This window comes from Allosphingosinicella sp. (assembly GCF_036570505.1).
Lineage (GTDB): Bacteria > Pseudomonadota > Alphaproteobacteria > Sphingomonadales > Sphingomonadaceae > Allosphingosinicella.
In genome coordinates, this window is record NZ_DATCYB010000040.1 from 1 (window position 1) to 21,298 (window position 21,298).

A 21,298-nucleotide genomic window follows, 5' to 3' on the forward strand; every position below is an offset into this window, starting at 1 on the left:
CAAGGCGAAAAACCGGAAAGTCGCCCCACTCCCCAGGTCCGCACGCCAGAGAACGCCCCCGAAGAGACTTTCCACACAGCCTCGGCCGCAAGCGGAACGGGGCCTTTGCGCGACCTTGAGTCCGATAGCTGCCGTGCTTCGATCTGACTGCGGTCGACCGCAATCGTCATGCGGGTTTGGGATGGAGATACCAAGCAGGAAGGCGGCTTGGGAAATTTCGGGATAGCGGGCGCTCTCGGCCGGATGCCGATCATTGTACTTTGGCGGCAATTTCGAGCTCAGATCACAGCTGACCGCCGATATCGACTAGCGCGTTCTCGCCGTAGAAATCGGCCAACGTTGCTAGGCTCTCATCGCTCAGTTTCTGCGTGAACAAGAGAGAGAGCCGCTCCTTCGGCCGGGAACAGACAACATAGAAGAGATTGCGCGCGCGCTCGAACGCGTCGGCACGATCGGCGCCGCCGGGATTGCGCGCATAGCGCAGATAGTCGTCGAAATTATACTGGTTCCAGCCGCGCCCGAACACGCCGAGGACGTTGTCGAACTGGTCGCCCTTGACCCCGTGCTTGGTCTCGAACGGAGAGGTCCCGGCATGGTAGCGCGCGAGCTCTGTGATCTCGGTGAACGGCACTGCCTTCAGGGCTTCGAGCTCGACCAGCCGGCGCGAGCGTTCCTCGCCTTCGGCCAGCGGCTCGGCCAACCTCTGCTCGGCGCGCAGGACATTCTCGGGAAGCTCGGGGAGCCCGGCTTCGAGTAGATGCTCCATCATGTCGCCGACCGTGCCGCCGGCGCGGACTTCCAAAATCCGCGCCATGGTCCGCGACCAGCGCAATTTGTCGGCGGCGCCGCGGACCGGCGGCGCGCCGCGCCCGAGCGCCTCGAACATTGCCCCGTAGCGACGCGCCTCGAAGGCGAGCGCGGCGGGCTCGAGCATTTCGACGAACCAGGCGATGTGCGGATCGGACTTGTCGGCAAACGCGTCATTGTAGCGGAAGATGCCAGGCAGGCTGCCATAGCCGAGCTCGTTGGCGAGCGCGCGCTGGGTGAGCATCAGCACCTTGGTATGCTCGGGTCGGAAATCCCAGCCGGCAGTCTCGAGTGCGCCGCGGGCATGGACAAAGGCGGCGCGCGCCTCGTCAGCGGGCAAATCGCCCTGCCAATGGTTGCGGGTCTGGCGCTGGCCCTGCCAGCCATTGGTGTGGAAGATGCGGACCATGCCCGGCAGATCGGGATCGCGCTCGATCTGAGGCAGCTCGGGGCGGATGCGGTTCAATCCCTCGACCACCGGTTTGACCGAGCGGAAATTGGCGCCTTTGTCGATGCGGACGAGCGCGGTGTTGTCGATCGTGCCGATCCCGTCGCCATAGATTTTCTGCCAATGGTCGCCGAAAAAGCCGAACTGCGGCGCCCCCGGGACCCCGAAGAAATGCCGCTCGAACGCGGCGATCAGCGCTGCATTGGTGTCCTGATATTCGTCGACGAGCAGGATCGGGAAGCGGCTGGTCAGCACCGCGCGGAACTTGGCGTTATCGAGCAGCTTGATGAACACCGGAAAAATGTCATCATGGTGGAGGCTGAGCCTGCCGTCCTCGACCGCGCGGTGGCCTAGCTCATAATCGACGCTTAGTGTCTCGAGAGCCTCGACCTCGGCGAGCCGCTCGGCCCAGGCGTCGAGCCCGAGGACCGCCTCGCGGATTTGCTTCTGGAACTGGCGCATTAGCTCCCAGGCAAAAGCATGGGTCGTCTCGCAATAGACCGCCGGATGGCGGTCGGTGCTGGTCAGGATCATGTCGCGCGCCACGCGCGTGTAGGTGATACAGGCGATCTGCTGGCGGCGGCGCAAATATTCTCGAGCGTGGCGCGGGATCAGATGGTCGAGCGTCTGCAATAGCGAATAGGTCTTGCCCGCTCCCGCCCCCGCCTCGAACACGAAGCTGGTGCCCGTATCGAGTGCCTGCTCGAGCTTCGCCCAGGACCGCCGGGCGGCTTCCTCGGCGGGATTGACGGCGGGGTCAGGCATCGATCTCGCCTTCACTCTGGTCGCTGCCCGCATCAAGGGGCGGCGGCACCAAAGCGGCCGCAGCGATCAGAGCGAGATTGGGATCGATCGCGACCGCGGGCGCTGCGGTCAGCCAGTCGAGCCCCTCGGCGACATAGAGCGGCGGGGTCCAGTCCTTCGAGCGCGTCGCAAAGCGCAGCGCAAAGTCAGACTTCTTGACGTTGCCGACATAGTCGAACGCCCAGACCGCTCGTTCGTCGGGCGTGGCGCCCTTGATTCCAAACAGGCCGGGATTGGCGAAGATGAAGGCATCCTCGAAAGTCCGCCCACAATTGGTGTCGACCGCCTCGGGGAGCTGATAGGCGATGCGGAGATGGTCGCGGACCTTGTCGGCCTCGGGCATGGCGATGAGCTCGGCGGGGGTCGGGCGCTTGCCGAACCAGCGTTTCAGAGTCGCGTTGCTGGTGGTTTCGCTGAGATGCACCGGGCGCTTGACCAGCCGCCTCTTGCCCTTGACCGCCTCGAGTCGCACCGCGTCGAGATCGGTAACGATCAGCGTGCGCAGCTCGAGAAATTCGAGGAGAGGCTCGAACAGATAGGCATAGGCGCCGCCGATCTCGAGCAGGGTGATATATTGCGCGCGGATCTCCGCCCTGCCGCCCGCTTGCCTCCGCGCCGCGTCGAGCTTGCGGAGAATCTCGGGGACAAGAATACGCTCGGTGGTTCCTTCGACCAGGACCGCCTTGTCGGCGAAGAACAGGTCGCAGCGGGTCAGCGTCAGATATTGGTGAAGGAATGCCTCGCTGGCCTTGGTGAGGCCGGGCAGGTCCTTGCTCAAATCCTTGATGTTTGTGCAGCGCACCCCGACCGGCTGGCCCTTCGATCCCGCGATGAAATAGCGAATCGAGGAGAAAGGCGTCTCGTTGGCGATGTGCGACGAATGGGTAGAGACCGCGAACTGGACCGGCCAGTGGCCGGGATCGTCGCCGCGCAGCTTCGAAGCGATTTCGCCCAGCTGACGGATAAAGACTTCCTGCATCTGCGGATGGAGATGGGCCTCGGGCTCCTCAATGAAGATCAATTGGACTACCGGCGCCTGCACCGCAGCACGGAAGCGGCGGTAGAAGCCGACGATCTGGAACAGGATCATCAACAGGTTGCGGATGCCCAAGCCGTTATAGGATTCGGGCAGGTCGACATGGCTATAGCCCTTGTAGCGGACCTTGGTGTGGTTCGAGAGCAATCGCTGCACGTCGAGGCTGGTCTCGGTGTGGAGCTCCTGCCCGTCTAGTCCGGGAAAGCCGAAGCTCTCGATTGTCGGCATCAGCCGCTTCAATTGCGCCTTGAAGTCGTCGTCGATTTTGAGCTGGATATCGGAAACCGCGCGCTCGAGGCTCTCGGCGATGTCACGCTGCTCCCCATCGGCACCGAGCAAGGAGGCGCTGGCGAACAACCCCTCGAGCACTCCGGCGAGTACGTCGGTCTCGCGGCTGCCCTCGCTGTCGAGCCCGCGCTGGGCGTTGATAAACTGGCAGTCGATCAGCCCCTGAATGGCGGTGGCGGCGACGACCTTGACGTTGCTCGGATCGCCCGGATCCTCGGCGCGCCATTCGAGCGCGAACAGCTGCGGCACGCGCAGCGCCAGATCCTTGAACAAGGCCAGTCGGTGTTCGGCGAGGATCGTCGCGCCCTCGCCGCCGAAATCGGACTCCAGATGGCCTTCGAACAATGCGGCGATCGCCCCGCCCTTAAGCGCATAGCTGCCTACCAGCAACGCGGTGTCGCCGGCCTCGTCGAAATCGATAATGAAGTCGCCGAGCGGGCCGAAATCGGGGTTGGCGGGATCGTAATGGATCGCGACGCGCAGCTCGATCGCCGGCACCAGCGCGCGGACTTCCTCGTCAGGCTTGCCCTCCTGGAGCGCCCGCAGCGCCGTGCAGAAGCCGTCATAGCAGGCGCTCGAAAAGTCGTGGAGCGCGAAGCCCGATCGGTCGCGCAGGAACTTGGCGAGAACGTCGGCGAGCGAGGTCTTCCCCGAATTGTTGCGCCCGACGATGACTGTGGTCGCGGCATCGAAGCGCAGCTCGACCTCGCGCAGCAGCCGGAAATTGCGCACCTCAATGCGCTCAATATGCACGAACGCCGCCCTGCATACTAAACTTGCCGATCTGGCACACCGTGTCGCTCTCCCCCAAATTCGCCGACTCGCTCGTCCGACGCTCCCGATCATCCGATATCATGACCCGCGCGCACATATCGGCCAAGTCGTTCGACGTCGGGGATCATTCGGTCCCCAATGGTTCTAAATGCAGCGCGCCTCGCACATCATCGATCGAGTGGACCGAGATGGCTGGCCGCTCTCGACTAGCGCTTGAATATATCAGCCGCTTTCTGGAGCTCGGCCAACTGAACGAATTTCCGCTTTTGGGAATCGCGGACGGCGCACTGAAAGGCCGGAACGGGCGCGAACCGGAACAGCCGGAACTGGCCCAGAAGCAGTCAGTCTGGTTTCAGGCGCCGACCGCAATTAGCGGACCTTATTGACTACTAAGGCAGGTTCGTTGAGCTTATGGAAGTCTCGTAATCGATCATAAGCAGCGGCAGAGATCTGTGACCAGCGACTATGTCTATCCGTCACCTGCCGATGCCTCGCATCGGATCGACGTCGAGATCTGACGCCGCTCTCGGACCTCAACGGTCTGATGGTGTCCAATCGGCTGGCTCGACGCCGCGCCGGAGCAGGCGTTGAGCGAGGCCGAGCCCGGTTCCGACCGCGATGGCGACGGTCAGTCGCTCGCCACCGCAAGAATCATCGTAAGGAACAAAAGCGTGCGGTCTGCCGGTCGTAGCCTTAGTCGCTCGCGCCACCTGTCCGGCTCGCTCATCCTCGGGGCGAACGTTCCGAATGCCGGCTCCCAGCCGGTCGTTTCTCACCCGTCCAATGAAGCCCAGCAGAGCGCAGGCATGTGGGACGAAAATGTGGGGCGGCCGGAAGCCTGGCCGGCCAACTAAATGCGAAAATAAGCAATTTTTGGCTGAATGGTGGAGGCGAGGGCAACTCTCACTTGTGCCATGCGATCGACCCTGTCGCCAAAGGCAGACATCCATCGCACGCTTGGATCGTAATCCTACGATGCCGGTTTCGCCTCGATCGTAAATTCCTGCCGATGCAATGACATTGCGGCATGGATGGCCGGCTGAGGTCCGGAATGGCGCAGTCTAGCGAGTCATCGATGCCGTGGCCCCTCAATCGTCAGGAGTGATTTCAAATGAATATTCGTATTGCCCGTAGCGCGGCCATTCTGGCCCTGCTCTCTGCGGCGGCGGCCCAGCCGGCCATCGCCGCTACGACCGACACGCTCGACGTCAGCGCGACGGTCACATCTAATTGCAACGTCTCCGCTGGCACCGTCGCCTTCGGCGATGTCGATGTCACGACCGGTGCGGCGGTCGACGGCACCGGCACGATCTCGGTGACCTGCACCAGCGGCACCGCATGGTCGGCAGCGGCAGACGCCGGCGCCGGAACGGGCGCGTCCCTCGCCACGCGCAAGATGGCGAACGGCGCCAACCTGCTCAACTACGCTCTTTATACGGATTCGGCCCGCACCAATATCTGGGGTGATGCCGCCGATGCGAGCACGGTCAAGGTAACGGGAACTGGCACTGGCTCTGCGCAGTCGACCACGATCTACGGCAGCGTTCTCGCGAGTCAGACCTCGCTTCCCGCCGGTGCCTACACGGACACCGTGACGGTCACCGTCTCTTATTAAGGCGGTAATCCATGCCATTATCTGCGAGAACCGGTCGTCGTTGGAGGGCCTCAATCAGAGCGGCTGGCATGGCCGTTGTGGCGGCGCAGCTATTCCAAGCTGCGCCGTCCTTCGCCAGCTCGTTCCAGGTCAATCCAGTCAAACTGAGTCTCTCTCCGGACAAGGCGACAACATCGCTCAGCATCGGGAACGACACGGGCGATGAGGTGGGCATCCGCGTTAGCGCCCTTCGCTGGACGCAGGTCGCTGGGAAGGACGTCTATGCACCGGCCGACGACTTGATCGCCTCTCCCCCAATCTTCATGCTCGAGCCCCATGGCAAGCAGCTAATCCGGCTTGGCCTTCGCCGACGCACGCCAGGCGCCGCCTATCGCGTAATCGTCGAGGAGATACCGAACGAGAAAGCCAGCGGCACCGGGATCAAGGTTGCCCTTCGACTCAACCTCCCATTGTACATCGAGGCCGAAACCGAAGGCGCACCCGAACTTCGCTGGTCCGCGTGGCAGGACGCGACAGGCGCGACGGTGCTGCAAGCCCGGAACGACGGCACCGCTCATAGCCAGATTCTGTCCATAACCGCGATGGGCTCCGACGGACGGCAGATTGCCGCGACCAAGGACATGGGGGTGGTTCTTCCAGGCAGCGCCAGGCGGTGGACATTGAAGACGCCAACGGACATTCCGGCCGAGCTCGTCGTGACCAGCTCGCGCGGCAAGGTGCGGAGCAAGGTCGTTGTGGAGCAGCCTTAGCGCCCTCGCGATGACGGCGGCCGCGACCTCGGCGATTCCGGTCCTGGACACGAGCGAGACGTTCACGCCGCTGGTTATGGCACTGAATATCAACAGCATGCCCGGCGAACCGGTGATTATGTTCACCGATTCCGCTGGAGCCTTCTATCTGTCCCGCGAGACACTCGCAGAGCTGCGGATACGCGCCGGCGGGGTCAAGGTGACCACGATCGAAGGCGCTCCTTATGTGCAGCTCGAGCAACTGAGCGGCGTGAACGCGCGCGTCGACAACGCCAGTCAGAAGATCGAGCTCTCAGTTCCGGCCGAACTCTTCGAGACGACGACGGTCTCATTCCAGCAAGATGATCCCGGTGTCATGACCCCCGCGCGACCGGGCTTCCTGTTCAACTACGAGCTGCTGGGCCAGTATGGCGCCGGCCCGGCGACATTGAACGGGGCCTTCGAGCTCGGCATCTTCTCAGGCGCCAGTTTCGTCCAAACCACCGCGACCGCGAGCTGGGCCGGCGGGGGTCTCGAAGCGACACGCCTCGACAGCAGCTGGACGGTGGATGACCGCGATCGCATGCGCTCTCTTAGCGTCGGCGACAGCATCACCCGTGGTGGGATCGGCGGATTGCCGCTCCGCTACGGCGGGATTCGGTTCGGGCGGAATTTCGAAGTGCAGCCCGGCTTCGTGACGCTGCCGATGCCGAGCCTGAACGGCAGCGCCGCGCTGCCCTCCGTGGTCGATATTTATGTCAATGATGCTCTGGTCGGCAGCCGCGACCTCAAGCCAGGACCGTTCCAGGTCGTGGACGCGCCGATCGTCAGCGGCAATGGCGAAGTGAATCTGGTCGTACGCGACATGCTCGGGCGGGAGACCCTTGTCCGCCAAAGCTATTACAACGCGCCCGGGCAACTGCGCGCGGGTCTTCACGATTATTCCTACGAGATCGGCTTTCTGCGCCGCGACTATGGGCGGAAAAGCTTCGCCTATGGCGCGCCCATGCTGGCCACGACACATCGATACGGCGTGAGCGACCGGCTTACAGGCGAGGTGCACGCCGAAGCATCGCCCGACGTGCAGACGGTGGGTGTCGGCGGTAGCGTCGTTGTTCCCGACGTTGGGCTTGTCGGCGCCTCGCTGGCAGGCAGCCATTCGGACGGCGGCACGGGCGGCCAGATCAGCTTCAGCCTGGAACGCCGGAGTCCAGCCTTCTCATTCGGCCTGCTTTCAGAATTCAATACGTCCGAATATCGGAGCCTGGGCATGACGGAAGGCGCCGCCCGGCCGTCAAAGACCCTGCAGGCGTTCATTGGAGTACCCACGGATTTCGGTTCTCTCGGCGCATCCTATCTTCTTCGCGACGGAAGGGGTGACGATCCCAACCTTGAATTCCTAAGCGCCAACGCCTCTATCCGCATCGGAAGGCTCGGAACCTTGAATGTCGCCGGCCGCAAGGCATTCGGAGCAGCCGGCGAGACGGCCGTCGAGATGTTCTTCTCGATGCCGCTCGGCGGACGAACGGATTTCAGTTCCAGCCTGCGGCACGACGGCGCCGGCCTCAGCGCCACTGCGGCTCTTCAGGAAGATCCCCCATTCGGCGAAGGCTGGGGCTATCGGGCATCGGCCGCGACCGGCCAGTTCGACCGCTTCAACGGTCGCCTCCAGCTCAACACGCGCTTCGGCGAATTTGGTGCTGAGCTCTCCTACGTTGATGAACGGCTGGGCGCGCGCATCCTGGTCGGCGGCGCCATCGCGTCCGTCGAGGGAGATTTGTTCGCGTCCCGCAAGCTGGATGAAAGTTTCGCCGTTGTCGATGCGGGTGACCACGCGAATGTCCGTATCTATGCGGATAACCATCTGGTCGCCCGAACGAACGAGAATGGGCGCGCGATCATTCCGGCGCTTCGGCCCTATGAGGAGAACATTATCCGCCTCGAGCTGGCCGATCTCCCATTGGACACGGTGGTGCTTTCATCGGAGGAGGTCGTGAGACCTTATGCAAGGAGCGGTGTGGCGGTGACGTTCGACGTCCCGCGCGAGCAGTCGGCGCTGATGCGTGTCGTATTGCCCGGGGGCAAGCCGCTGCCCGCAGGAGCGAGCGTTCAGATCGTCGGGGTGGACCGGGGGTTCCTGTCCGCGCCGGGCGGCCAGGTCTACCTTTCCGGCCTTCAATCACGGAATGTGATCGAAGCGAGATGGGAAGATGGTGCGTGTCGCTTTGCGCTCGATATGCCTGACGCCAGCGGTCCACAACCGGAACTGGGAGAATTCATGTGCGCGACGGCCATTTAGCCATGACAGGCTACCGGCGCCACGCACTGACAGCGGCGCTGCTGTTCAGCCTGATCGCGGCATCCACGCCCGCGCAGGCTCTTGCTTGTGGCGTCACCCCGCAGTCGGTTCCCTTCGGAGCCTACGACACCTTGGCTCCGGGCCCCGCGGACGGTGTCGGCATGATCAGCGTTGCATGCGATGCCGAAACTGCCTTCACGGTCTCCGTCGGGACAGGGGCCGGCTCCTATGATGCCAGGGAGATGCACAACGGCGCGGAGGTCCTCAGTTACAACCTATATACCGATGCCTCGCGCGTGGTCGTCTGGGGCGACGGGATTTCAGGGGGGAGCACCGTATCCGCCTCCGGCACCAGCCTCGACCTTCCAATATATGGGCGGATTCCGGCACGACAGAGTGTCGAGGCCGGATCCTATTCCGACTTACTGGTCGTAACCGTGACTTTCTGATGCCGATCTCGGCTGTGGCAAAGCGTTAACCTTCTGTTACCCCCCGCCGTTCATATCTTCCCGAATCTTCGATGACTGACTGGGCCTGCAACCGGAAAAAGGGCCCGTTACGCGAGACAGCGCAGAGGAACCATTTCCTCGGGAGATATTTTTGTGAGCGTGAGCGAAGTTGCCAGTTCGATTGAGGGCGAGCTGATTGATCGCCGCGTCTATGTGATCGACGACGATGAGGCCGTGCGCGCTACGCTCAGAACGATCCTTACAGGCGCAGGCATATATTCCGAGGAGTTCGGCACTGCTGCGGAATTCCTGAGGGCGCAGCCTGACCTGCCTATCGGTTGTATCCTGCTTGACCTGCGAATGCCCGAGATGAGCGGGCTCGAGCTCCTTCGAACGCTCAAGGAGCGCGGCGTTCCTGATCCGGTCGTGATGATATCCGGTCAGGCAGACCTGCCCGACGCCGTCGATGCGATCAAGGCGGGTGCGCTGGACTTCATCCAGAAGCCCTTCCGCAAGGCGCGGCTATTGGAGGTGCTGGAACAAGCCTTTGCGGCCGTACGCGAGCACAAGGGCCGGGAAAAGGTGCAAAGGTCCATCATCCTGTCTCCTCGGGAAAAGGAGGTCCTGCATGGGCTGGCCGGGGGCCTGACGAGCAAGCATATCGCCCGCGAGCTCGGCATCAGCAGCCGAACAGTCGAGATGCATCGGGCCAAGCTGGGCAGGAAGTTTGGTGTCCAGAGCATGACTCGGGCCGTGCTGATCGCGAAGGAAGCTGGGCTCCTTGACTAGCGGCCGCATCCCAGCGGCAAGATCTCATCCGGGCGTCCCAGATCGGTCGGAGCCCTGGCAATCCGGTTCCTTATCCAGAACGGAGCGAAGCTTGGTAGCCAGGTCCTGACGTCGATAGGGCTTGTTGAGGAGATTGACGCCCGGATCGAGACGACCGTTATGGACAATCGAATTCTCGGTATAGCCGGATGTGAAGAGGACGCGCAGATGGGGACGGGCCTGGCGCGCCTGCTCCGATAGCTGGCGCCCGCTAATCCCGCCCGGCATCACGACATCGGTGAAGAGCAGATCGAATTCGGCACCGTCGTCGAGTATCTCCAGCGCCTTCACGCCGTCGCCCGCCAAGGTGACGTGGTAGCCAAGACCTCTCAGCTGGGCGGCGACATGCTCGCGTACAATGTCGTCGTCCTCGACCAGCAGGATGCTTTCGGTTCCGGTAGGGAGGGGGACGCTCGCGGCATTCGTGTCGGCCCGCGCATCCTCCCGTTCCGCTTTGGGCAAGTAGATCTTCACTGTCGTCCCGTGGCCAACTTCCGAATAGATCTTCAGGTGGCCCTGCGACTGTTTGATGAAACCGTAAACCATGCTGAGGCCGAGGCCGCTGCCCTGGCCCACGGGCTTCGTGGTGAAAAAGGGTTCGAACGCCTTCTCTACAATCTCGCGCGGCATTCCGGTCCCGGTGTCGGAAACCGCAATCATGACATACGGCCCCGGGACCACCTCGACCTGATTGTTCGCATAATCCTCGTCGAGGTGAACATTGTCGGTCTCGATCGTCAGACGCCCGCCGTCCGGCATGGCGTCCCTGGCATTTATGCACAGGTTGAGGAGCGCATTTTCGAACTGCGATATATCCACCGCAGCCCGCCATAGCTCGCCCTTGCGAACCAGCCGGATGTCGATGTCCTCGCCAAGGGTTCGCCGCAAAAGGCTATCCAGGCTGAAGACGAGCCCGTTGATGTCGATCGACTTGGGATCGAGCGGCTGCTTGCGAGCAAACGACAGCAGCCGGCTGGTAAGCTCGGCGCCCCGCTCCGCGGCCTTCATCGTCAGCTCGGCCGCAGGTCTCAGCGCCTGGTTGCCGGAAAGCTCTTCCACGAGGGCCTCGGAGTTGCCGAGAATCACCGTCAGCAGATTGTTGAAATCGTGGGCGATGCCTCCGGTAAGCTGCCCGACGGCTTCGAGCCGCTGCGACTGGCGCTGCTTCTCGTCGAGCTCTCGTTGCGCGGTGATGTCCTCAAGATAGGCCGACAGACCCTCATCCGAGGGATAGGCATGGATCCGAACCCACCGTCGGACACCGGGAAAGAACTGCACGAATTCCACGGCGGCCTGGGTCGAAAACGCGCGCTTGAATTCTGCTTCGATAGCCGTGCCGACAAGGTGCGGTGAATGCTCCCACAACACCTTCCCAAGGACCTCTTCCTTCGGTTGCTTGAGCCAACCGGCAAATTCCGAGTTGATGTAGGTAAATCGCCACTCCTGATCGAGGATGTAAAAGCCGTCGGTCATGCTCTCGAGCGTCGACACGAGGCGTCCCGACAATCGTGAGAGCTCTTCCTCGTTGCGCTTGTGGTCGTGAATGTCAGTCGCCGTGCCAAACCATTTGGCAATGGCGCCTTCATCGTCCCGGATAGGAACCGCCCTAACCTCGTGCCAGCGATAGCTGCCATCGGAGCCACGCCTGATCCTGAATTCGATGCTGTAATCGCTCCCGGAGCGCACGGCCTCCGTCCAGGCCGAATGTACGGTTTCGACATCGTCCGGATGAATAACCGTCGCCCACTCCGCCGCGGGCAGGTTCATGTCCGGCTCTTTCGTGTATTCGAACATGGCCCTGCTCGAATAATCCACCGTTCCATCCGGGTCGGCCGTCCAGACGATCAGCGGCATCGCATCCGCCAGTTGCCGGAACCTTGTCTGACTTTCTTCAAGGCTTGCCTCGAGTAATCGCCGTTCCGTCACGTCCTGCAGCGCCCCATCGGCCTGAATGACATGGCCCGCACCATCGCGCACGGGGTCGCCTATCGATCGCACCCATTTTCGCCGGCCGGACTTGGTTACGAACTCGAATTCTTCGTCATAGGCCTTTCCGTCACGCAGGCAGGCCTCAAACACCTCGATGAGCCTCTGGCGTGATTCAGGCGCATAAAATTGGGTCGCTTCTTCGACCGTCGGATATTCGCCTGCAGGAAGCTCATGAATGGCGGCCACCTCGTCCGACCATTCAACACGCCGCGTGCGCGCGTCGACCGACCAGCCGCCAATACGCGCAACTCGCCCGGCCACCTGCATGAGGTGCTGGGTCCGGCCGAGCTCCAGCGCGCTGAACAAGGCCTTGCTTTGTGCGTTCAGCATCGCCTGGAGATGGCGAACAGCCATGGTTGCAAGGAGGCCGGTGGCCAGCAGCACGATGACGGCGGCCGCGCGATTCACGATCGCATAGTCGGCATCTACTCCCGCAGGAGAAATGAAGTAGCCAATCGGGGTGAGAACGGACCCGGCGGTCACGGCAGCCGCTATGAGGCGCCTATCCAGCGAAAAGGCAGCGGTCAGGATCGGGATCGCGTACAATATGCCGTCGCAAAAGCCCCGCGGAGTGACAAGCTCGACCAGAAACACGCCGAGCAGCAGGACGGGGGTAATCCCGTGCCAGACCTTGTGGCGGAATCCCCGAGCCGTATCATCATCCGCCGCATCGTTCCTGAACATCGATTGGTTCGTTCCTGTGTTTTGGGTATCGCGGCGCACCACCATGGGTCCAAAATCCCTTATGCGCAACGGATTGGCTCCCGGAAGCAGCGCACGCCACGAGGCGCGCCCGATAGATGAGGCGCACTTGATGTGCCAGCCCAAGGGACGGCTGAAGCCCCCAGCTAGTTATCATACTAGGGGGTGGTTATCGGCCTGTTAACCAAATGGCCGATAGCGGCTGTCCCGCCATTTTTGAGTTTTACACGCAAGGAGGTGCCCCATGAGAGCACTGCTCATCGAGGACGAGCCGACAGTCGCGAGGGCCATCGAGCTGATGTTCGCAGAGGAGGGGATCAAGGTCGATATGACCGATCTGGGCGAAGAGGGTTTGGACCTCGGCAAGCTCTACGATTACGACATCATCTGCCTCGATTTGAACCTGCCCGACATGCACGGCTATGACGTGCTTAAGAAGCTCCGTTCCGCCAAGGTCAAGACCCCGGTGCTGATCCTGTCCGCCGCGGGTGAAGTGGACTCGAAGGTCCGCGCATTGGGCTTCGGCGCCGACGACTATGTCACCAAACCCTTCCATCGGGAGGAGCTGGTCGCCCGTGTCCAGGCGGTCGTGCGCCGTTCCAAGGGGCATAGCCAATCCGTGATCAAGACCGGCAAGCTCGCCGTGAACCTCGATGCCAAGACGGTCGAGGTCGACGGTGCCCGGGTGCACCTAACCGGCAAGGAATATGCGATGCTGGAGCTCTTGTCGCTCCGCAAGGGCACCACGCTCACCAAGGAAATGTTCCTCAACCACCTCTATGGCGGCATGGACGAGCCGGAATTGAAGATCATCGACGTCTTCATCTGCAAACTGAGGAAGAAGCTCTCGCTCGCCTATAGCGGCGACAATTACATCGAGACCATATGGGGCCGCGGCTATGTCCTGAACGACCCCGAAAAGACCGACGTCAGGCTTGCGGCCTAACGATCGGACCGACGTGACGGTGCGGAACCGTTAGCCCTTTCGCCGTCATGAATGACGGCGACATCTATTCGGTTCTGCTAGTTCGGTGTTTCCAGTTCGGGCAGATTAGACAAAGCACCGTCAGCCTCGATCCGGTTACGTCCGCTTCCCTTGGCCCGGTACATGAGCCTGTCGGCGCGTCGCAGAGCCGCCTCAAGGGGCTCGCCCGCAGCAACAGCCGCAACTCCAGCTGAAAAAGTAACCGTTCCAAGGGGGCAGTCTGTCTCGCGCACCTTGAATCGCTTCTCAGCAACAGCCTCACGCGACCGTTCCACGAACTCGACTGCCTCCTCGAGGCCGAGCTCTTTGAACAGAATGATAAACTCCTCTCCGCCAAGACGCGCTACCATATGATCCCGGCACGTTTCCTCGAACGTCCGCGCCACTGCCCGCAGCACTCTGTCGCCTACCGCATGGCCATGGGAATCATTGATCGACTTGAAATGGTCTATGTCGCACAGAGCCAGGCACACGGGATGATCCTCCCAGGCGAGCGCCCCATATTCCGCTTCGAACGCCCGGCGGTTAGGGAGCTTTGTCAGCAGATCGCTTCTTGCCTCTTCCCGTGCGCTTTGGAGCTTCTCGCGGAGCGAACGCGCTTCCCAGACTGCCTCCTCGAGACGCCGTTCCGTCGCCCGGGTCCGCTCGATCATTGCGCCGGTAAATCGAATTATCTCCGCAACCGGCGTTGAAGCGTCCATATGGGACAATGTCGAGGCGGATTGCTCCAGGTCCCGCCCGTAGGACTGTGTCTCGGCCCTTGTATCGTCGATCAGCCTGGCGAACGCCTCCATCTCACGTGCCGCCACCTGGACGGCTTCATCCGAAACGCTGGGCGTCGAGCTCGCCGCAAGCCCTGAATCGATGTCTGCCATGATCTGATCGGCGTCTCGCTGCGTCAGCCGGAACCCGTCGGTAATGGCCTTCTCGACAGCGCTGACGGCCGCAGGGCTGCTCTTCGTTATCAGCATGTGGACGAGCATGTAGTTGGAAGGGCTGGGTTCGAGCCGGTGGTGGAAAAGGAAATCGCCGATTTCCGAGTAGACCCGCTTGTTCTCCCTATCTTTGACCATGTTCGTCTTGGCTCATCTATAAGTTAAAACGGCACACGAGACCGAAATGTATCTCGCAGTCCTAGTATCTTGATATAAATGTTATCATGCTTACCGGAAGTTTGTCACTTATGGCAATATAGGTAATTTTCTAGTGCAGGATTAACTTCAAGTTAACTATGAAAAACTCCGATATAGTAGTTTTTCGATATATCGATTAGAACGATGTCCAGCCATTTGTGGGCATGCTGATCTCCAAGGAGAACCGAACATGCTCAAGACCCTCTTCGCGAAAACCTTATTCCATCAGGCCAATGACGAACCCCGCGAGCCTGAGACGGAGAAGAGCAACCGGCGGTCGGACCAGCGACACGACGTGAGGCGCTATAACGGCACAATCAAGAGCGATGGTCTCAGCCATGAATTCTGCCTGAGGAATCTGTCGTGCACCGGCGTCTCGGGCCTTACCGCCGCTCCGGTCGAAGAGGGCCGGCCGATCCAGATTGAACTGGTGAAGGGCGTTCTGCGTCCGGCAACGGTCCGCTGGACGCGGGGAACTTCGGTAGGCCTGTCTTTCGGGCAACCGCTCCCGATGTTCGTCGTGTCGGCTATTCTGGAGGCCGACAAGCGGCACTGCAGGGCCGCCAATAACCGATCCTTGGATCTTGGGCCGCTGGCCGGCGCGGAGCTTGGTCTCATCAGCTGCCCTTCCGACGAGATGGACAAAGCGGATGAAGGGCCGGACTTTAGCTGGTCCTCGGACACTGCCGGTGACCGAGACTTGACGGCCGAAGACCCGGAACATTCGGACGACTTCAAAAGCGCAATGACGGAGGTCGAGGATAGCGTCGGTCCTCGCTGGGATGCGGCGGAGCGTCGCGCCGAGCCGCGCATTCGGACGCTGCTTCGTATTGCCAAGATAACGAGCGTCAATGACAGCGGATTGTGCTGCCTACGCAGTATCTCGGATTCCGGTCTCATGGCTGAGACGAACCTCGTTCTCAAGTTGGGTGAACAGCTTCAGTTTGAGCTTTCCGATCGGCATCGGCTTTGCGGCCGCGTCGTTTGGAGAGACGAAGCCGGGATTGGTGTGGCTCTGGATGAAGCCATCGACAGCGTCACGTTGCTCAGCCAACTTGCGCAGGACGGCGCGCAGTCTCGGTCAAGGCCGCCGCGCCTGTCGATCACCAAGCGGGCCATCGCCTACAGTGAGGCGGGGGTCCACAAGCTGTCGGTCATAGACATTTCGCAAAAGGGGATGAGAGTCGGCCACTCCGGTGATCTGACGCCGGGGCTTGCCGTCAAGGTATGCCTTGAGAACGGTTTTGAGGAGCGGGCGATCGTGCGCTGGTCCAGCGAAGGGTCGGCCGGGGTCGAGTTTCGCAACATGATACCCTATCAAGTCTTGAACAGGGTCTCGGAATTCTGATGGGCTTCGCGTGAGGAGCGGGTCGCATTTGCCACCCGATGCCCTTGTCCCGAGGACATACGTAGCGCGTCGTGGCAGCGGCGAGCGAACGTGGCGACGGTGGAAAGATACGGTAATGGGCCGCGCCTCCTGATCTGGAGGGGTGGCTGTCCCCCGGTCATGATGGAACGGGGTTTCAGGTATGGTGCCTCGATGCCCCGCAAGTCTGATGGAGGACAGCCGTGGAGCACTATGCCGGATTGGATGTGTCGCTGGAACAGGCCAGTATTTGCGTGGTCGATGCGCAAGGTCAGGTGGTGCGTGAGGCGAAAGTAGCGAGCGAGCCTGAGGCGCTGGTCCGTCTCTTGTGTGGTGAAGATCTGGAGATTGTCGGGGTAGGGCTCGAAGCCGGTCCGCTGTCGCAGCGGTCCCACGCTGGGTTCCGAAGAGACTTTCCACACAGCCGCGACCGAAAGCAGATGGGGTGGATGGCTCCCGCTACCGGCATCTGAGTGCCAAAGTGTGGAAGCTGTCAACGCGTCCACGAGCAAAGGGAGCCACCCACGATGGAGATTAGTACGATCGGCCTCGATCTGGCCAAGAGCGTTTTTCAAGTTCACGCGGTTGATGGCGCCGGCGAGGCGGTATTGCGCAAGGCGCTGAAGCGAGCGCAGGTGCTACCGTTCTTCGCCAAGCTGGCGCCGTGCCTGATCGGCATCGAAGCGTGCGGCACGTCGCACCATTGGGCGCGCGAGCTGATCGCGCTGGGGCATGATGTGCGGCTGATGCCGCCGCAATATGTGAAGATGCGGTAATGGGCTGGGCGCCATGGTGCCTCGGATGCCGAGGCGATCTGTGAGGCGGTGGCGCGGCCAAGCATGCGGTTCGTGCCAGTGAAGTCGGCGGAGCAGCAGGCGGCGCTGGCGTTGCACCGGACGCGCGATCTGCACTCCCATCTCGTCAAAGATTGAAGTGTTGCGACCACCCGTTGAACCCACTGTCGAAAGCGGACATAGCCCGACCACCTGAATGAACGTCTGGTTTTCGGCATCACCAGCGACGACCGGAGCGGCCGCTATGGGCGCAAGCGGAAGCAGCTAAGTGGTGCTGGCGCATCATGGCAGACATCGATCCAGCGAGCATCGACCAGTTCGGCAAGCCGGTTCGGCGTGATGCACACCGAGGCCGCTCGGGAACCTGCGGCCGGGTAGATCACATCGAAATTGCGCAGCGAGATGTCGCAATAGACGGGGAGGGGGCTCGCAAGCCCGAACGGGCAGACGCCCCCGACCGGATGGCCGGTCAGGGCTTCCGCCTCGTCCGCTCCGAGCATCCGCGGCCGTCCGCCAAGAGCGTCCTTGGTCTTGCGGTTGTCGAGCCGGGCGTCGCTCCGCGTGCCCACAAGCAAAACCTGGTCCTTGACCCGCACCGACAATGTCTTGGCGATCCGGCCGGGCTCGACTCCGAGTGCGGCTTCCGCCACGGTTGCGGTGCTTGCGCCCTGGTCAATAATGGTGAGGTGGGGCGCCCTCCCGGAGAGAAACGCCCGAACCGACTGCAGGCTCATCGCTTAACCGTTGAGCTGGTCCTTGACCGCCTTGGCGGGTGTGAAGGTCAGCTTCTTCGAGGCAGGGATCTGGATGGTTGCGCCGGTCGCGGGATTGCGGCCTTGGCGAGCGGCGCTCTCTTTCACCTTGAACTTGCCAAACCCATTGAGCGCGATCTCGTCGCCACCGGCCGCCGCTTTGGCAATGGCAGCAAATACCGCATCGACGATCTTGCGGGCATCGGCTTTGATGAGGTCATGGCCGTTGGCGATTGTCTCGGCGAGGTCGGCATTGTTCATGGAGGATGTTCCTTCTTTTCGTTGATGCAGCATCCTCTTACCGAAGCGCGCCGGCCAGAATCCAGCGGGATATGGCTTCGCCGTCCACGCTCAGGCGGGGCGTCGTTAGCCGGCCTCGCGGGTGGGCGTCGCTCCCTTTAGGCCCGCCGCGGCGGACCGCAATCCCGGCTGCGCCGGGATCCTCCATTGGCATTGCGGCCCTTCGGGTGCGGTCCACCGCTCTTCCGGGCCTGCCGGTCCGCTCCTGCCGCCCACCCGCCAGTCCGGCGCCGGTGCGCGGGTTGAAGGAGGAAGAGGCATGGCATCCGACACTGAAGAGCCGAATGTCGCCGCTCTGGCGCAGCGGGCGAGGGAGGCGTTTGAACGCAGCCTCGGAGCCGAGCGTCCCGATCCCAGCGAACCGCCCGATCCCGAGCGGCTGCGGCGGTTGGAAGCCGCGGTCCGGACCTTGCCCAGGAGACAGCGCGAGATCTTCCTGGCGCTGCGCCTCGACCATATGAGCTATGCGCAGATCGCCGAGCGCACGGGATTGTCGATCGAGACAGTCAAACGCCATTTCGCAGCGGCGCTGTATCACCTCCGTCATCACATGACCTATGGCCGCTCGCCCGGGCTGAGGGCGCGGTGGCGGCGCTGCCTGCGCCTGTGGTGAATGCGATCCCCGCCGGGCTTCGGCCCGGCGCGCTTGGCCCGGTCCGATTAGCCGGTTAGGAACAGCGGCGATGAAGTCCGATCTCGACCATCTGCCCGAGAGGCAACAGCGCGAACTCGAGCGGGTACGCGATATCCTGCTCGAGGAGTTCGACAAGGCGATTGGGCTGGCGACCCAGCCGCACAAGCGGAATGGCAAGGTCTACAAGATCATCCTGTTCGGCAGCTATGCGCGCGACGACTGGGTGGACGAGCCGGAGAACGGCTATCAGTCCGACTTCGATCTGCTGATCGTGGTCAGCCATGAGGACCTGACCGACATTGCCGATTACTGGTATGTCGCCGAAGACCGGATCGCTCGCGATTCCGCCATCGCGCGGCCGGTCAACATCATCGTCCATTCGCTCGACGAAGTGAACAGTGCGCTCAAGCGTGGCGAGTATTTCTGGATCGACATCGCGCGCGACGGCATCGCCCTCTACGAGTTGCCGTGCCATCCGCTGGCCACGCCGATGCCGCTTACGCCCGGCGACGCCTACCGGATGGCGAAAGAATATTTCGACTATTGGCTTCCGCTGGCTGATCACGCTCGATCACTCTCGGACACGAGCGTGGAAAATGAGGTTCTTCGAGATGCAGCCTTTATGCTGCACCAGGCGACCGAGCGCCTCTACATCTGCTTCCTGCTGGTGCGGACGCTCTATTTCCCGCGCTCGCACAACATCAAGTTCCTGCGCTCGCTTGCCGAGGACAAGGAGCCTCGGCTGGTCGACGCCTGGCCGCGTGAGACTAAGCGCGATCGTGCCCGCTTCGAGCGGTTGAAGCGCGCCTATGTCGAGGCGCGCTACTCGGCCAGCTACGCGATTACCACTGAGGACCTCGACGCCCTGGCGGCGTCGGTCGCGCGTTTGCGCGATATCGTCGCCGACCTTTGCCGGGAGCGGCTGGCGGAGCTTGAGGCACACGCCGGCGAATAACGGCGCGACTTTCGTGATGAGGTCCGACTCTTCAGCGTGTTCCGGGACCGTCGCCTGGCCTATCCTGCCAGTTTAGCCGACTTCCCCGACGCTTCGATACCCATTCCCGTCGTTTGATGCCTCTGCCTTGGGCTGGGCGGCACCCCGCGCAACCGGCGCTGCCACGCTATTGTCCCCGGCGCTGATGCGCCTTCCTCGCGCAGCAAAATAGCGCAGCCACGCCGGTCCTTCGCTTCGCTGCGGCCGTCCCGGTGCGCGCGGCGGCTGATGCCCATCCCATCACGGCCGGCATCGACGGGAATGGGTCCCGCGAGCCTGAAGGAGTAAGATCAATGCCTGCTATCGGATATGTAACCCAGGACGAAAACGGTTCGTTCACTGGCCACCTCAAGACGCTCAGCATTCGCGCCGATATCACGATCGTCGCCAACGCCAGGCGCAGTCGCGATACCCAGCCGCACTATCGGGTGCTCTCCGGCGACGTCGAGATCGGCGCTGGCTGGAACCGCCATTCCGAAACGTCTGGTCGCGATTATGTGTCGCTGAGTCTGGCGGCACCGGAGTTCGGGCCGCGCCGCCTCTACGCCAATCTCGGCCGCGCCGCCGGCGAAGACGGCAATCGGTTCGCCATCATCTGGAACCCGGCGGACTGATCATCTGGCGGCGCGCCGGCCAGCCGGCGTGCCGCCCATTCGCAGACAATCCGGCGCTCACCCTTCGACCAATTTCTTAAGCGTGGCGAGGTCGCGCTTGATCCATTCGGCATCGGTGGCGAGCGTCTCGTCGGTCATGCCGGGCTGGCGATAGAGGGTCAGAAGGACCTCGGCGCCGTGGCCGTTGCGGACCACCCGCATCGGCACATGGACCTCGTTTCCGTCACCCGTTTCGACCACATGATCCATCACGCCATAGTCGTTATGAGGTGTGAACCGGATGCGGATTGGGCCTTCGGTCCCTTCCGCCAACCAGCCGTCACCGTCCTGGCGTAGGCCTGCTTTCGACAGTCCTGACGCCCATCTTGGGAAGAATTCCGGGCGCCAGATGAGGTCGTAGAGCGACCGCCATTCGCGGTCGATCGATCGGCTGTAGGTGCTAGCGGGCAGCATCTTGGTCTCTCCTTCGCGACGAGCATGGCGCGGGCGCTGTCCCGCGTCCACCAGCGTCCAGAGGGGAGATGAGCCGTCCGGTGGGGGCTTTGGGAGACAGACGGGAGATAGAGGAGGGCAAGATTAAAAGCTGTGCCTCCATGAGGCCCGCAAAGTGGCGCCTGCACGTCGTTCCCGGGGGAGGCATGCGCGGGACGATGCCTCCATTCCGGCACTGGTCGGCGCGCAATCCCGCCTGATCCGGGACGTTCGGGGGTGCCGCTTCTGGAGGCCCTTGAACTCCTGCCCGCAGCTTCCCTCATCGGCCCCGATCACAGCGTGGTTAGAACCATCATGGCCGACGATCCCTTCATGCTCTGGCTCGGACGTATCGGGCAGGACCGACCGATAAGTCATCGCCTGCGCGGTGCCGTCAATCGCGCGGGCGGAACGGTCGCGCGCAAGGCCAGCAGGTTCACCGGCGCCCGGATCGGGCGCGGCAGCGGCGTCGGCCGGCTGCTGGCGTC

19 protein-coding genes and 1 pseudogene are annotated in these 21,298 nt (G+C 62.4%); 13 read left to right on the forward strand and 7 right to left on the reverse strand.

Annotated elements, in window-relative coordinates; genetic code table 11:
- Nucleotides 1–283: 283 nt before the first annotated feature.
- A complete protein-coding gene (locus VIR62_RS03445) occupies nt 284–2,020 on the reverse strand; it encodes a UvrD-helicase domain-containing protein (protein ID WP_431868710.1) in 1,737 nt (578 codons plus the stop codon).
- A complete protein-coding gene (locus VIR62_RS03450; protein ID WP_431868712.1) occupies nt 2,013–4,136 on the reverse strand; it encodes an AAA family ATPase in 2,124 nt (707 codons plus the stop codon). Before VIR62_RS03450 ends, VIR62_RS03445 begins: the two co-directional genes overlap by 8 nt.
- 23 nt (nt 4,137–4,159) lie before the next feature.
- On the opposite strand from VIR62_RS03450, the gene VIR62_RS03455 reads away from it, so the two are divergent.
- The 6 genes from VIR62_RS03455 (at nt 4,160) to VIR62_RS03480 (ending at nt 10,037) form a co-directional block, all read left to right on the forward strand.
- Complete coding sequence (locus VIR62_RS03455) at nt 4,160–4,543, forward strand: hypothetical protein (RefSeq protein ID WP_431868714.1); 384 nt, start codon at nt 4,160–4,162, stop codon at nt 4,541–4,543.
- 725 nt (nt 4,544–5,268) lie between these two features.
- The gene (locus VIR62_RS03460; RefSeq protein WP_431868716.1) at nt 5,269–5,772 is read left to right on the forward strand and encodes a Csu type fimbrial protein; all 504 of its coding nucleotides are present in this window, start codon (nt 5,269–5,271) and stop codon (nt 5,770–5,772) included.
- Nucleotides 5,773–5,840: 68 nt separating this feature from the next.
- Nucleotides 5,841–6,521, forward strand: a complete 681-nt coding sequence (locus VIR62_RS03465; RefSeq protein ID WP_431868717.1) for a fimbrial biogenesis chaperone — start codon at nt 5,841–5,843, stop codon at nt 6,519–6,521.
- A complete protein-coding gene (locus VIR62_RS03470; protein WP_431868719.1) occupies nt 6,505–8,799 on the forward strand; it encodes a fimbria/pilus outer membrane usher protein in 2,295 nt (764 codons plus the stop codon). Before VIR62_RS03465 ends, VIR62_RS03470 begins: the two co-directional genes overlap by 17 nt.
- Entirely contained in the window at nt 8,781–9,248 is a 468-nt protein-coding gene (locus tag VIR62_RS03475; protein ID WP_431868721.1) for a Csu type fimbrial protein, read from the forward strand. Before VIR62_RS03470 ends, VIR62_RS03475 begins: the two co-directional genes overlap by 19 nt.
- Before the next feature lie 153 nt (nt 9,249–9,401).
- On the forward strand, nt 9,402–10,037 hold the full coding sequence (locus VIR62_RS03480) for a response regulator transcription factor (protein ID WP_431868722.1): 636 nt from the start codon (nt 9,402–9,404) through the stop codon (nt 10,035–10,037).
- Nucleotides 10,038–10,061: 24 nt separating this feature from the next.
- Here the strand turns inward: VIR62_RS03480 and VIR62_RS03485 are convergent, their stop codons facing one another.
- Nucleotides 10,062–12,749 (reverse strand): PAS domain-containing protein, encoded by a 2,688-nt coding sequence (locus tag VIR62_RS03485; RefSeq protein ID WP_431868724.1) that lies wholly within the window; start codon nt 12,747–12,749, stop codon nt 10,062–10,064.
- A gap of 262 nt (nt 12,750–13,011) precedes the next feature.
- Between VIR62_RS03485 and ctrA the strand changes: the two genes are divergently transcribed.
- Nucleotides 13,012–13,713 (forward strand): response regulator transcription factor CtrA, encoded by a 702-nt coding sequence (gene ctrA, locus VIR62_RS03490; RefSeq protein ID WP_431868725.1) that lies wholly within the window; start codon nt 13,012–13,014, stop codon nt 13,711–13,713.
- Nucleotides 13,714–13,790: 77 nt separating this feature from the next.
- Here ctrA and VIR62_RS03495 read toward each other — a convergent pair whose 3' ends face one another.
- On the reverse strand, nt 13,791–14,825 hold the full coding sequence (locus tag VIR62_RS03495) for a GGDEF domain-containing protein (RefSeq protein ID WP_431868727.1): 1,035 nt from the start codon (nt 14,823–14,825) through the stop codon (nt 13,791–13,793).
- A gap of 250 nt (nt 14,826–15,075) precedes the next feature.
- On the opposite strand from VIR62_RS03495, the gene VIR62_RS03500 reads away from it, so the two are divergent.
- The 3 genes and pseudogenes from VIR62_RS03500 to VIR62_RS03510 all read left to right on the forward strand — a co-directional run.
- The gene (locus VIR62_RS03500; protein WP_431868729.1) at nt 15,076–16,233 is read left to right on the forward strand and encodes a PilZ domain-containing protein; all 1,158 of its coding nucleotides are present in this window, start codon (nt 15,076–15,078) and stop codon (nt 16,231–16,233) included.
- Between the two features lie 221 nt (nt 16,234–16,454).
- Nucleotides 16,455–16,724 (forward strand): hypothetical protein, encoded by a 270-nt coding sequence (locus VIR62_RS03505; RefSeq protein ID WP_431868731.1) that lies wholly within the window; start codon nt 16,455–16,457, stop codon nt 16,722–16,724.
- A 54-nt stretch (nt 16,725–16,778) separates the two neighbouring features.
- Nucleotides 16,779–17,159: pseudogene (locus VIR62_RS03510) on the forward strand (IS110 family transposase); the annotation flags it as partial.
- A gap of 128 nt (nt 17,160–17,287) precedes the next feature.
- Here the strand turns inward: VIR62_RS03510 and VIR62_RS03515 are convergent.
- Entirely contained in the window at nt 17,288–17,779 is a 492-nt protein-coding gene (locus VIR62_RS03515) for a YbaK/EbsC family protein (protein WP_431868733.1), read from the reverse strand.
- A gap of 3 nt (nt 17,780–17,782) precedes the next feature.
- Nucleotides 17,783–18,091 carry an HU family DNA-binding protein gene (locus VIR62_RS03520; protein ID WP_431868734.1) on the reverse strand — a complete coding sequence of 103 codons (309 nt, stop codon included), beginning with the start codon at nt 18,089–18,091 and terminating at the stop codon, nt 17,783–17,785.
- A gap of 265 nt (nt 18,092–18,356) precedes the next feature.
- Here VIR62_RS03520 and VIR62_RS03525 point away from each other — a divergent pair, with 265 nt between their 5' ends.
- From VIR62_RS03525 to VIR62_RS03535, 3 genes are all read left to right on the forward strand, one after another.
- Entirely contained in the window at nt 18,357–18,710 is a 354-nt protein-coding gene (locus VIR62_RS03525) for a sigma-70 family RNA polymerase sigma factor (protein WP_431868736.1), read from the forward strand.
- Nucleotides 18,711–18,780: 70 nt separating this feature from the next.
- Nucleotides 18,781–19,686: a HEPN domain-containing protein gene (locus VIR62_RS03530; protein ID WP_431868738.1), complete on the forward strand. Its 906-nt coding sequence runs from the start codon at nt 18,781–18,783 to the stop codon at nt 19,684–19,686.
- Nucleotides 19,687–20,018: 332 nt separating this feature from the next.
- Nucleotides 20,019–20,339 (forward strand): DUF736 domain-containing protein, encoded by a 321-nt coding sequence (locus VIR62_RS03535; RefSeq protein WP_431868739.1) that lies wholly within the window; start codon nt 20,019–20,021, stop codon nt 20,337–20,339.
- A gap of 57 nt (nt 20,340–20,396) precedes the next feature.
- Here VIR62_RS03535 and VIR62_RS03540 read toward each other — a convergent pair whose 3' ends face one another.
- Nucleotides 20,397–20,792 carry a polyketide cyclase gene (locus VIR62_RS03540; RefSeq protein ID WP_431868741.1) on the reverse strand — a complete coding sequence of 132 codons (396 nt, stop codon included), beginning with the start codon at nt 20,790–20,792 and terminating at the stop codon, nt 20,397–20,399.
- Between the last annotated feature and the right edge of the window lie 506 nt (nt 20,793–21,298).

Bases quoted from the DNA above. Each gene is read 5' to 3' on its own strand.
- VIR62_RS03460 (WP_431868716.1), top strand. From the start codon at position 5,269: ATGAATATTCGTATTGCCCGTAGCGCGGCCATTCTGGCCCTGCTCTCT.
- VIR62_RS03485 (WP_431868724.1), bottom strand. From the start codon at position 12,749: ATGTTCAGGAACGATGCGGCGGATGATGATACGGCTCGGGGATTCCGC.
- ctrA (WP_431868725.1), top strand. From the start codon at position 13,012: ATGAGAGCACTGCTCATCGAGGACGAGCCGACAGTCGCGAGGGCCATC.
- VIR62_RS03495 (WP_431868727.1), bottom strand. From the start codon at position 14,825: ATGGTCAAAGATAGGGAGAACAAGCGGGTCTACTCGGAAATCGGCGAT.
- VIR62_RS03500 (WP_431868729.1), top strand. From the start codon at position 15,076: ATGCTCAAGACCCTCTTCGCGAAAACCTTATTCCATCAGGCCAATGAC.
- VIR62_RS03515 (WP_431868733.1), bottom strand. From the start codon at position 17,779: ATGAGCCTGCAGTCGGTTCGGGCGTTTCTCTCCGGGAGGGCGCCCCAC.
- VIR62_RS03520 (WP_431868734.1), bottom strand. From the start codon at position 18,091: ATGCTGCATCAACGAAAAGAAGGAACATCCTCCATGAACAATGCCGAC.
- VIR62_RS03465 (WP_431868717.1), top strand. From the start codon at position 5,841: ATGGCCGTTGTGGCGGCGCAGCTATTCCAAGCTGCGCCGTCCTTCGCC.
- VIR62_RS03535 (WP_431868739.1), top strand. From the start codon at position 20,019: ATGCCTGCTATCGGATATGTAACCCAGGACGAAAACGGTTCGTTCACT.
- VIR62_RS03530 (WP_431868738.1), top strand. From the start codon at position 18,781: ATGAAGTCCGATCTCGACCATCTGCCCGAGAGGCAACAGCGCGAACTC.
- VIR62_RS03445 (WP_431868710.1), bottom strand. From the start codon at position 2,020: ATGCCTGACCCCGCCGTCAATCCCGCCGAGGAAGCCGCCCGGCGGTCC.
- VIR62_RS03540 (WP_431868741.1), bottom strand. From the start codon at position 20,792: ATGCTGCCCGCTAGCACCTACAGCCGATCGATCGACCGCGAATGGCGG.
- VIR62_RS03525 (WP_431868736.1), top strand. From the start codon at position 18,357: ATGGCATCCGACACTGAAGAGCCGAATGTCGCCGCTCTGGCGCAGCGG.